This is a genomic window from Proteus penneri, assembly GCF_022369495.1.
Classification (GTDB): domain Bacteria; phylum Pseudomonadota; class Gammaproteobacteria; order Enterobacterales; family Enterobacteriaceae; genus Proteus; species Proteus penneri.
Map to the genome: position 1 here is coordinate 1,618,447 of NZ_CP059690.1, position 12,093 is coordinate 1,630,539.

At 35.8% G+C, this 12,093-nt stretch carries 11 protein-coding genes; 6 read left to right on the forward strand and 5 right to left on the reverse strand.

Annotation, left to right across the window (positions count from 1 at the left end):
- The first annotated feature begins 14 nt into the window (after positions 1-14).
- The gene (locus tag H1225_RS07370; RefSeq protein WP_072064053.1) at positions 15-626 is read left to right on the forward strand and encodes a LysE family translocator; all 612 of its coding nucleotides are present in this window, start codon (positions 15-17) and stop codon (positions 624-626) included.
- Between the two features lie 56 nt (positions 627-682).
- On the opposite strand, the gene H1225_RS07375 is transcribed toward H1225_RS07370, so the two are convergent.
- Positions 683-1,252, reverse strand: coding sequence for a HutD/Ves family protein (locus H1225_RS07375; protein ID WP_006536514.1), 570 nt, complete (start codon positions 1,250-1,252; stop codon positions 683-685).
- A 114-nt stretch (positions 1,253-1,366) separates the two neighbouring features.
- On the reverse strand, positions 1,367-2,782 hold the full coding sequence (locus H1225_RS07380; RefSeq protein WP_006536513.1) for an aminotransferase-like domain-containing protein: 1,416 nt from the start codon (positions 2,780-2,782) through the stop codon (positions 1,367-1,369).
- A 136-nt stretch (positions 2,783-2,918) separates the two neighbouring features.
- On the opposite strand from H1225_RS07380, the gene H1225_RS07385 reads away from it, so the two are divergent.
- The 5 genes from H1225_RS07385 to H1225_RS07405 all read left to right on the forward strand — a co-directional run bounded on the left by H1225_RS07385 (position 2,919) and on the right by H1225_RS07405 (position 7,671).
- Positions 2,919-4,253, forward strand: a complete 1,335-nt coding sequence (locus tag H1225_RS07385) for a cytochrome ubiquinol oxidase subunit I (RefSeq protein ID WP_219515695.1) — start codon at positions 2,919-2,921, stop codon at positions 4,251-4,253.
- A complete protein-coding gene (cydB, locus tag H1225_RS07390; protein ID WP_109400542.1) occupies positions 4,243-5,250 on the forward strand; it encodes a cytochrome d ubiquinol oxidase subunit II in 1,008 nt (335 codons plus the stop codon). Before H1225_RS07385 ends, cydB begins: the two co-directional genes overlap by 11 nt.
- Positions 5,231-5,392, forward strand: coding sequence for a DUF2474 domain-containing protein (locus tag H1225_RS07395; RefSeq protein ID WP_006536508.1), 162 nt, complete (start codon positions 5,231-5,233; stop codon positions 5,390-5,392). Before cydB ends, H1225_RS07395 begins: the two co-directional genes overlap by 20 nt.
- A 663-nt stretch (positions 5,393-6,055) precedes the next feature.
- Positions 6,056-6,439 carry a DUF805 domain-containing protein gene (locus tag H1225_RS07400; RefSeq protein WP_006536506.1) on the forward strand — a complete coding sequence of 128 codons (384 nt, stop codon included), beginning with the start codon at positions 6,056-6,058 and terminating at the stop codon, positions 6,437-6,439.
- A gap of 386 nt (positions 6,440-6,825) precedes the next feature.
- Positions 6,826-7,671 (forward strand): siderophore-interacting protein, encoded by an 846-nt coding sequence (locus tag H1225_RS07405; protein ID WP_219515697.1) that lies wholly within the window; start codon positions 6,826-6,828, stop codon positions 7,669-7,671.
- An 86-nt stretch (positions 7,672-7,757) separates the two neighbouring features.
- Here H1225_RS07405 and H1225_RS07410 read toward each other — a convergent pair whose 3' ends face one another.
- The 3 genes from H1225_RS07410 to H1225_RS07420 are packed head-to-tail and all read right to left on the reverse strand — an operon-like array spanning position 7,758 to position 12,082.
- Positions 7,758-8,465: a fimbrial biogenesis chaperone gene (locus tag H1225_RS07410; protein ID WP_161724981.1), complete on the reverse strand. Its 708-nt coding sequence runs from the start codon at positions 8,463-8,465 to the stop codon at positions 7,758-7,760.
- Between the two features lie 12 nt (positions 8,466-8,477).
- The gene (locus tag H1225_RS07415; RefSeq protein ID WP_109400545.1) at positions 8,478-9,557 is read right to left on the reverse strand and encodes a fimbrial protein; all 1,080 of its coding nucleotides are present in this window, start codon (positions 9,555-9,557) and stop codon (positions 8,478-8,480) included.
- A gap of 11 nt (positions 9,558-9,568) precedes the next feature.
- Positions 9,569-12,082 (reverse strand): fimbria/pilus outer membrane usher protein, encoded by a 2,514-nt coding sequence (locus tag H1225_RS07420; RefSeq protein ID WP_239739613.1) that lies wholly within the window; start codon positions 12,080-12,082, stop codon positions 9,569-9,571.
- Positions 12,083-12,093 lie beyond the last annotated feature (11 nt).

Sequence of the window (12,093 nt, forward strand, 5' to 3'; positions counted from 1 at the left end):
TGTCAGGTGAAAAGATGGAATTTAACACTTTATTATTATTTGCACTGACTGTTCTACCGCTGATATGTACACCTGGGCCCGATATTCTTTTTATCTCATCCCAAGGACTATCCGGAGGTATGAAATCAGCATGGATTGCCAACACTGGCGTTATATCAGGCTATTTAACTCATGCATTATTGAGTGCATTAGGGCTTGCCGCCTTAGTATCAGCATCCCCCATTTTATTTCATTTACTTAAATGGGTTGGTGTGTTTTATATCAGTTATCTTGCAGTCAAAATGTTGATATCCGCCTGCAAAAAAGGCCAATTAGCTCTCGATGCCTCAAAAACCTCACACTTATTTCGTAAAGGTTTTTTAACTAGTTTTCTTAATCCTAAAGGGCTATTAGTTTATCTCGCTATTTTACCAAACTTTATTGATCATCATAATGATATAGCAACACAATCATTGCTGTTATCTGGGATATTTATCACGACTTGTTTAATTATTTATGGTCTACTCGGCACCTTTTTTGCTTATATTGGCTTAAAAGGCGGTTTAAGTGAAAAACGTCGTCGCTATAACGATGGTATTGCAGGTGGATTACTCACTTTTGCGGCAATTAATTTGGCTTTAAATTAACCTTAATCCTAAGCACTATTTATTATTCTAGTCAGTATTTGACCACAAGAATGCCTCTATTTAAGTGGTCGAATATCTGACCATAATAATTGGCAATTTGCGGTTAACGGTCTTATTTCACCTTCTCGAATATCAGGTAGCCACCAAGCCCCCTGTCCTTTTGATAAACTTTGGCAAGTCGCGCCTAGTAAAGTCCATTCACCTTGAGTGACATAAATTAACCCCGCATGAGAGCTAGGCAAAATAAGCGGTTGTGTTACTAAAGTCGTCTCTGCTTTCCAGCATGTTCTTCGCACCATAATATTTAGGCACTTTACGCTGCCTTTAATAAGTTCAGATTTAACATAGGTATCACCTGAAAAATTAAAAGACTGATAAGCGTCTGTAACGGAATGACTAAGAAAATCTGGACTAATTAAATTGATACCATTACCTTCTAATAACACTATTTGCCGTTCAATATCAGGAAACTGACCTAATGAGCTATTTTCTTCGATGGAGGTTAAACACGCTCGCCATGAAAAATCATTATTAACTGGCCAGCACACAATTTCTTGCGTTGTGCCTTTTTGATTATTCCATGATATAAACGGTAATTCTTGTTGATCAAAACAACGTAGCTTCATTGTATCCTCCTGCAATATCTGGCTATCAGTCTGATAATGAGGTTAAGGATTAATCATTGGAGATTACCGCCAATAAATCAATAGGTAACTTTTAAAAGTGTGCACTGACGTCAGCTATTTACGTCGTAAGTTCTTGCACCCTGCACCTATTATTTCCATTCCTTTTTCAGTACGACTATTCCATTGAAAAGAAGAATTTAAACGAAATGCATGATCAAATTGGGAGCTAGTGGAAAACATTGAACCAGGCGCAATACTGACACCTCTTTCTAGTGCAAAATGATAGAGTTTATTCGCATCAAATGTTGATTCAAACTCTAACCAAAGAAAATATCCTCCTGATGGAATATTTACTTTTACATCTTCTGGTAAATACGTTTGTATCGCCTGTAACATACGATAACGTCTTTGTTCTAATACTAATCTTAATCGACGAAGATGCGTATCATAACCACCTTGTGACAAATAATCGGCAATAGCTTGTTGTGTTGGCATACTCGCAGATACTGTACTCATCATTTGCAACTGCTGTATTTTTGTTGCGTGTTTTCCAGCGGCAACCCAACCTACACGAAATCCTGGCGCAAGACATTTAGAAAAAGAAGCACAATGTAAAACGCTATTTGTTTTATCAAACCCTTTTACTGGCATAGGTGCTTTCTGGCTGTTATAGAGTTCACCATAAACATCATCTTCGATTAGCGTTATCTGTTTCTTCGCTAATATGCCCACCAGCCTTATTTTATTTTCATCAGGCATTGTTCCACCTAATGGATTTTGACAATGACTCATCAACCAACAAGCTTTAATATCGTATTGCTCAACCACTTTTTCGAGTTCATCTAAACAAATTCCTGTTACTGGATCTGTTCTAATGGCAATCGCTTTTAATCGCAAACGCTCTATTGCTTGTAATGCACCATAAAATGCAGGTGATTCAATCACAACCCAATCACCCGGTTCAGTAACGGCTTGCAAACTAAAACTTAGTGATTCCATTGCGCCGGCAGTAATCACAATTTCATCTGGAGAGACATGAATTCCTTGTAATGCATAACGTTGTGCAATGTTACGGCGTAACTTTTCATTTCCCGGAGGTAGATTGATCACTGAACTTTGCGGCGCTAAATGTCTTGCAGCAGAAGCTAACGCCCTACTTAATTTAGGCTGAATAAATAAACTGGGATCGGGGAAAGCGGAACCAAAAGGAATAATGTCAGGATCTTTACACGCTTGAAGTACATTGAAAATAGAGGTGCTTATTTCAACATTTTCACTCATGTGTAACCCTTTGCTGGCTGTCACTTGACCGAAACGGTTATTACGATGTGCAACGTAATAACCTGATTGTGGTCGCGCTGCTATCCATCCTTGACTTTCTAATAACTGATACGATTGTAAAACCGTCATTAAACTTAAACCAGATTGTTTCACCGTATCCCGTAATGAAGGTAAACGGTCGCCAGATTGCCAGATATTATCTTCAATTTGTTGACGTATTTGCGCTGCAAGCTGTTCATATCGAGTCATATAAAACTGTTTACCTCAAAACTGTTATAGTTATTTTTAAACTTATTGTCACTATTATAGCTTACTGTCATATGGTCTACTAATCCACACGATTTACCTGCGATTTACATTTTTATATCAATAAAACGAGGTTTTTATGCTTGGGTTAAGTGCCTTTGATTTGGCGCGTATCCAGTTTGCGTTCACAGTTTCTTTTCATATTATCTTCCCCGCAATTACTATCGGACTGGCTAGTTTTTTAGCCGTACTGGAAGGTTTATGGTTAAAAACGCGCAATAAGGATTATTTAGCGCTATTTCATTTTTGGTCAAAAATATTCGCTGTTAACTTTGCGATGGGCGTTGTCTCTGGTTTGGTCATGGCCTATCAATTTGGAACCAACTGGAGTTTTTTCTCTGATTTTGCGGGCTCAATTACAGGCCCTCTACTTACTTATGAAGTACTTACCGCTTTCTTCTTAGAAGCAGGTTTCTTAGGCGTGATGCTGTTTGGTTGGAATAAAGTAGGTGAAAAACTTCACTTTTTCGCAACCTGTATGGTGGCATTAGGCACATTAATGTCTACGTTTTGGATCTTGGCTTCAAATAGCTGGATGCAAACACCGCAAGGGTTTGAAATTATAAATAACCAAGTCGTTCCAGTAGATTGGATCGCCGTTATTTTCAATCCATCGTTCCCTTATCGTCTTGCTCATATGGGTGTTGCCGCTTTCCTTGCCTCTGCCTTCTTTATTGCGGCATCTGCCTCATGGCATCTACTCAAAGGCCATAAAACATCAGCCATGAAAAAGATGCTTTCAATGTCTTTATGGATGATTTTAATTTTAGCACCAATTCAAGCACTCATTGGTGATGTTCATGGTTTAAACACCTTACAACATCAGCCTGCTAAAATTGCCGCTATTGAAGGTCATTGGAAGAATGAACCGGGAGAAGCGACACCGTTAATTCTCTTTGGTGTACCTGATATGGATGCCGAAGAAACGAAATATAAAATAGAAATTCCTTATCTTGGTAGCATGATCTTAACTCATAGCTTAGAGAAACAAGTTCCAGCATTAAAAGAGTTTCCTAAAGAAGATCGACCTAACTCACTTATCGTTTTCTGGTCTTTTCGCATTATGGTTGGCCTTGGCATATTAATGATTTTCGTCGGTGTTTGGGGAACTTGGCTGCGATATAAAAAGAAACTTTATGAATCTAAGACCTTCTTACGCTTAACGTTTTTAATGGCGCCTTCGGGACTTATCGCTATTCTTGCTGGTTGGTTTACAACGGAAGTAGGTCGTCAACCTTGGGTTGTTTATGGCATACAGCGAACACGAGATGCTGTATCTGCACATGGTGAAATGCATATGAGTATAAGCCTGCTGATCTTCTTAGTCGTTTATAGCTCTGTATTCGGTGTTGGATATGCCTATATGTTAAAACTGATCCGCAAAGGTACACCGGAGGTTCATCATGGGAATTGATTTACCAGTTATTTGGTTCATCATTATCGTATTTAGTACGCTAATGTATATCGTGATGGATGGTTTCGATCTTGGTATCGGTATGCTTTATCCATTGATTAAAAGTGACCAAGATCGTGACGTAATGATGAATACTGTTGCCCCTGTATGGGATGGTAACGAAACATGGTTAGTTCTAGGAGGAGCTGCATTATTTGGCGCCTTCCCATTAGCTTATGCGGTTATTCTTGATGCTTTGGCAATGCCTTTAACATTAATGCTTGTCGCACTAATTTTCCGTGGTGTTGCCTTTGAATTTCGTTTTAAAGCCGATAATAATCACAAAGGTTTTTGGGATAAATCATTTATCTTTGGCTCTATCTTAGCCACCTTTATGCAAGGTGTTGTCGTTGGTAGCGTTGTTCAAGGTCTACCGGTTGTTAATCGCGCCTTTGCAGGTAGCTATTTTGATTGGCTGTCGCCTTTTGCACTTTTCTGTGGTTTTGGTTTAGTTGTCGCCTACTCCTTATTAGGATGTGGCTGGTTGATTATGAAAACCGAAGATCATTTACAACAAAATCTATATAAGGTTGCTAAACCTCTTGCTCTCATTATGCTTGCCATTATTGTGGTCGTCAGTGTATGGACACCATTAGCGCAACCTGCAATTGCTGAACGTTGGTTCACATTGCCTAACCTTTTCTTCTTTTTACCCGTTCCTCTTTTAGTGTTGTACAGTACTTGGTTAATTTTGCGCTCAGTGAAAAGACAAGGGCATTACCTTCCTTTTTTTGGCGCGCTCGCTTTAATTTTCTTGGGTTTTGCTGGGTTAGGGATAAGCATTTGGCCTAACATTATTCCACCTGCAATTAGTTTTGTAGATGCATCGGCTCCACCAGAAAGCCAAGGATTTATGTTAGTTGGCGCGCTGTTTATCATCCCTATTATTCTCGTTTACACATTCTGGAGTTATTACGTTTTCAGAGGAAAAACAAATTATGAAGAAGGTTATCACTGATCCACAAATACAAAGTAAACCCTCATTATTAAAAAAATGGGGATGGTTAATTACTATTTGGTTTTGTAGTGTTTTAGCCTTATTCACGGTTTCTTCCCTCTTTCGCTTTTTAATGACGTTAGCCGGAATGAAAGTCAAATAAAAGTAAAGTATATACAGCCATATAATTAACACCGAATACGGTAAACTATAAAATAAAATTAAAGAAAGGGCTGAAATTATCTTCGGCCCTTTTATCTTTATTTAAGATAGTGGATTGCTCTTTCATGTCATTAAAACTTAACCTATTCTTATTAAATATCTTTTAATAACTTATTTTATATAAAGTTTTTTGTTATAAAAATAAGGCACAAAAGTAAATATTTTCATTTATCCATAATTAACTAAATTTAAATCAAATTATTTGATAAAATCACTTTAATTACATCATTTTTGATTAATAATAAGAGATAAAATCTTTTTTATGTATTCATTTTCGATAAATAAAAATATAGAAAATCCTGTAAAAACTATCTTTTCTAAAAATAAGCGGGAATGAATGTTGAATTAAGTTTTCAAAGTAATTATGATATCGCCGCCTAGCAGGTTCATATCTGTATTATTCTATAAAGGCACAAAAAATGTGTCATTTAGATATACCTTATGACTAATTCAAAAATTAAATCCACTCCCTATTAAAAAGGGTGGATAATAGATGATCTCTGTTCAAAATACATATTTTGATAATTTAGATTTATCTTAATTGCTAAGAAAGATCACTTACACTAGGCTTACTCATTGTTGCTACTAAATTAAGGATGAAATCATGAATTGGTATTTGGAAGTCATTAAAAATAATTATGCTAACTTTTCAGGACGTGCTCGTAGAAAAGAATATTGGATGTTTACTCTAGTAAATACCATTATTATTACCATCCTATATGCTATTGTGATTTCATCAATAGACATGAATACGGGTGAAATGAGTGGGTTAGGTTCAATTGTTGGTATCATTTTAGGTATTTACTCTTTAGCTATTATCATCCCTAGCCTTGCCGTAACTATTCGTCGTTTCCACGACCAAGATAAATCAGGTTGGATGTTCTTACTTGCATTTATTCCTGCTGTTGGTGGATTAATTGTTTTTGTCTTTATGTGCCTTGAAGGTACTAAAGGTGACAACCGATTCGGCCCAGATCCTAAAGCTTAATCTATTACTAAATTAATATAACAATACAGTGAGTGTGCCTACTAATAAGTTTACTCACTGTATTCATTTATTCTCCTGCCTTTATTACGACCATCTGAAAACATCTTTTCTTTAAAGAAAATAACACCAACTCATCTTATCCCACATTGCGCTTCGTATTTTTATTTACCTTTAACTTCTTTAGCTAATGCCTCAACGTTATCAAATCATACTTATCACATTGATTATTATCTTCTTATTTTTAATTTGAACCTAATCACACTATATAAATAAAAAATACGCATTCCTTTACTAAATCAATATTAATATTGATAATGACTATCATTATTAATTGAAAATGATAATATCTACATCAATAAAAAATTAAATGAGTCAGGTAAAAAAAAGTGAGTAACCCAAAAATATCTCAAGAAAAAAACATTTATAAACCCGCTCCTCCTCGCCTAGTTCAAGTAAAACATATTACTGATGTTACACCAGGAATGCGCTGTATCACCTTTACGAGTGATGATTTAGATACTTACCCAGCAGATACTGCGGGGGCACATTTAAAAATATTCTTACCTTTAGAAGGCCAAGTTAAACCAACAGTACCAGGCTTTTCTGAGAAAGGCCCTACATGGCCTGAAGGCGAACCAAAATCGATTGTACGTACTTACAGTGTTCGTGCTATTCGCCCCGAACAAAAAGAGTTAGATATTGAATTTGCAATACATGACGATGCTGGCCCTGCTATTCATTTTGCACTAAATGCTAAGCAAGGAGACTATATTGGGATCACTAATCCGGGTGGACCTGCTCCTTTATTAGCACCAGCGTCGCATTACTATATGGCAGCTGATCCAAGTTCATTACCTGCTTTAATGGCTTTGATAGAAACCATGCAACCTAATGTTCAAGGGAAAGTCATTATACGAGTAGAGGACGAAGCGCATCGCCAAGAAATTAAACGTCCTAAAGGCTTAGAGATAATCTGGTTAATCGGTTCTGTTGAAGAACAAACTCAAAACTTGATTAATGAATTTACGTCGTGGAAATTACCAACTGAAGATGTGGCATTTTGGATTGCTGGTGAAGACAAAATTATTCGTGCATTAAGACATCATATTCGCCGTGATAACGGTTTCGATCGCAGCTTAATTTATGCTATTCCTTATTGGCGTTTTGGTTATGACGAAGAAGGCTATCACGCTGAACGTCACCATGTTATGGATAACGAAGACGTAAGCTAAGCGATAATTAAAGACTAAGCGTTGGCTGTACGGACTGCATATTAACTTCTTCAGTAATATGCAGTCTTTTTTATTATAAAATATAACTAATGTATATTCTTCTTATCTTGCTGATAATTTCCATCATCATCTATATAGATGACTGTAATAACTTGGTTAGTATTAATTCGTCCTTTATATTCGACTTCCTGTTTTGAGAAAGGCGCTATCATGGTGGGCTCAATTAAAGATTGCTCTATATTCTCTTGTGTATACATTTTTGAAATCGTAAAAAAATATGCTGAAGGATTATTAATCTCTAAATTCTGCTGTTTCTTTATAATTCCAATCTGTTTAAAAATAGTGCTACTGGTTAATTCAAGTTGTTTAGGACGATAGAAAAGCTTGATGCGAGTTTGTAATGCTAATTGTAACGTATTGGCATTTTCGCTGCTGTTAGGTCTAGGTGGAATATCAAGCACATTAAGATAAAAAATAGATTCTCTATCTTGAGGCAATTTATTTTCTAATTGTTGTATTTTTAATTGTGCTCCCCCATTAGCAGAGACTTTCATTATAGGAGGAATTACAATGAAAGGCGCTGTTGTCGTCTCAGGCGTTGATGCAATATCACCATCATCTATCCAAGATTGAACTAATGTTGGCTGTTCACTGCGATTAAAAATTTGCAATGATAGTGTTGATTTGTCCATGGGGAAAATTAAACGTGTACGCTCAAGTACCACACTTGCCTTTGCTATGGATGTTATAAGCGTAAATAATAAAATAAAACTAACATTTATTATTTTTTTCATTAGATACACTCTTTAGTCATAAGACATCACTAATGTCGCAGTGCTTGTTATTTTCCCTTGAGTAACTGAATTAACACTATAAGGATAATAATAAGCCCCCATATTTATCGAAAATGCAGAGGATAAGTTGCCACCTTGATTAACACTGAAAATACTGGTCGCACTGCCTTGAGAATTAATATTGTCAGAAAAAATAACGGGGCTATTGATATTATCACTTTTTACTACACGGAATCCGATCCCCCCCGCACCTTGCGCTGTTGTATTAGTTAATATAGTTTTGTCTGTCGCCAATAAATTTTGGCTCGATAAAAACATCTTAATATTTCTAGACGCTTTTGAACCACTTAAAAAGTCTTGGCACGTAAAATTTAATGTAAAAGGCGTGTATCCTGCTTTATCTACCGTTTTTGCATCTTTTACACTGATTAATGGCAATGAAACAACTAAACCCGCATTAGAAAAATTACAGGTTGTCATGACAGGATTATAAGTAATTAGCATTGGTTGTAAGAAAATATCATTTTGATCAACTGGCCATTGCCACGTTAATAAGAATTGCACAAGTTTAATAACAATATTAAGTAACCACTGAACTAACCCAACACTCGATGCATCTGACGCTAAAATAACAGGATTAACAACCGCTGTATTTCCACTCACCTCTTTATAATTGGTCGAGGGTTTACTACTCAATAACGTAAATTTTAAGGTGAAATTAGTATCTAAATCTGATGCAGGGTGTGTTCCCGCTGAAATATTCGTTACATTATCTTTTTCTAATGCCGTTAATGTAATAGAGACAAACTGCTTCCCACCATTAAAACCAATTGTTCCCGTTCGACCATCATTAAAAGGTGAGGCAATACCCACAGTATTAGGAAATAATACTCCTCTTGCATTACATTTAAAGGTACCCGGAAATGTTGTTCTACTCGTTTTTGTTACAGTTGTTGAAGCTGCATTTAAATCTGCAGATAAATCAAAGTTAATATTGGGTGCCGTAATAGTTTCCTCAGGTTTACAATTAGCAATTGCCTGTTGGCTTATCGCACCTAATAAAATTATAAATATAAAAGCTGGTGATTTCATAGCGCTTTCCTTTATCGACAAATATTACTATTTTTATCCATCGTATTTATTAAATGCTCCACAACACATTCCATCTTTTCAGCTTTATTTAATTTTATAAAGAGTGAAGAAGGTAACTCATCACTTTTTAAATAAAGCACACTTGATTGTCCGACATAACCAATACTCTCTTTTTTACTATTTAAAACTTCCGTACCGAAAGGTAAACTTTCATTATTTTCTAAAGATGCTTTAATAATAAATGTCTTACGTTTATCCGTTGTTAATGTGAGGTAATTAACTGCGCCTAAATACGGAGCTACCTGAGTTGTATTTCCAATAAGCTCGGCATTTGAAGGCATTTCGGTATTTGTCAAAGTATAATTATTTGTACGATAAGGGATACTATTAGGCACTAATACTATTCCTTGATTATTGGTTAATGTGGCTTTATTTCCATTAACCATCATATTATTGGCCATAGGTGCTTCGATAAGAGTATAGGTATTCCCTGTATTACCTGAAAAAACAATATGATTAGGTACGGCAACAACTGTTCCTCGAGCACCTAATCCCCCCTGGCGATAATTATTTGCTTCCGTATAAGATGCAGATAATGTGCTATATGGATGACGATAACTGACATTTGCACCGACTAAATTATTTCCACCCGTTTGATTTGAACCTGTTAAAGTATAATTAACTAGATCATCTTTACCTGCTGTTCCACTCATACTAATTGTAGATTGCTGGTAACGTGAATCAGCCGCATAAATTGAAGTATTAATATTGGCTCTTTTATCAAAAAATGAAATCGGCACACTAATATTAAAATAATAACGAGTCTCGTCTTTATTATCGTAATTTCTTAACTTTGAGACAGAAAGATTATACGCAATATCCTTATAATTATTTGAATAGCCTAACTGATACTCGCGATTACTCTCATCTGTATTCCAATAGTTTCGATGTGTCCCTGAAAGAAAAATAACACCACGTTGTCCACCCAAATATTGATTAAGATTTATAGTAAACGTATTTTTTGCTCTAGAACCTCGTAGTGCATCAAACGTTGATAAATCAAGATCAGATATTGCATTATTATTATTTTGTTGTTGAGCAATATCATTTTGATAATCTTTCCAAGCTTTATAGTTGTCATGGGCATAAATTGAATCTACAAAGCTATAATAATCACGAGTAGAATAACGATAAGCAGCCAATGTTAAATTGGTTAATGTTGCATCCATATATTTACTATAAGCGAGACGAAAGCTTTGTCCGGTTTTTTTACCCGTCTGTAAATCTGCACTTGCATGTGTTATATCTGCTGAAATTGCCCCAAATCTAAAATTCCAGCCACTACCTATCAATGCAGAGTAATAATCTTCACTGGCAATGCCTCCAGCATAAAGTGTAACAAGGTTACTTAAGCCATAATGAAACTCACCTTGTGCAAATTTAGGTCGGTAATCAGTATTATTAATCCGTGATTCCCCCAGTATCACGTTATAGCGATATACACCTTCTTTTAGCATGTCGGGCACGGCTGAAAATGGCACCGTAAATGACTCTCTTCTACCATCAGCTTCTTGAACAACCACTAATAGATCACCACCACCAGCTGTGGGTTGAATATCTCGAAAAGAAAACTCCCCAGGAGGTACATTTTCTTGAAAAACTAAATTTTCATTTTGATAAACACTAACTAATGCGTTTGTTTGTGCAACACCTCGAATAATAGGAGCAAAACCTTGACTTGAGTTAGGTAGCATTCCCATTTCTGTTGCCAACGATGCTCCTCTAAATGCAATGCTGGTAAAAAGTGTTGCTGGTGTATAAAAATCACCAATTGTTAATCCCGAAGTTATCTGACTAAACGCCTTATAAACATAGCGTGTATTGTTTTTCCATTGGCTGTTACCATGAGAATAATAAGAGTAGTTAGATTCATCTCTAAACTGCCACGCACCTAAATTAATACCTGAATGAATATTGGCAAAAAAATTTTCGTTATTGCTTTTACTTCCTTTTTTTTCTTTATAGTTATAGTAATTCAAATTATAAGACAAAATCAGTGCAGAAATACCTTGTTGCCAATAACTCGGATCAACATACCCAACTTCTGATTTTTTCACCGAAATTTGGGGAGCATTAATATCAAGCCTTAATTTATTTATATCTAATACCGATGTCACACCTTTTGCCAATTCATTTGATAATATTGTTTTTTGTTGCACAAGTTTTTGTTTTGCGGATAAAGATAAATTTAAGCCCAGTTTATTTACATCTACTGGCTCAAAACTAACCTCTGCATGTTCACCCGTTACATTTATTTCAAATTGCCCTTTCCATTCTTGATTAACATAAACATCAACAAGTTGTTTTCCTTCAGGGATTTTATCGTCGATATAAAATCGTGAAATATCTCCATTCTTTGAATTCCCAACAAGCAAAGATGTGTCAAATCCCTCTGCGTACAGATTTTGAGTGTAATGTTGTATTCCTAAAAAAATAAGGATTGAGAGATATCTTGGATTATTCACGATGTTATCTC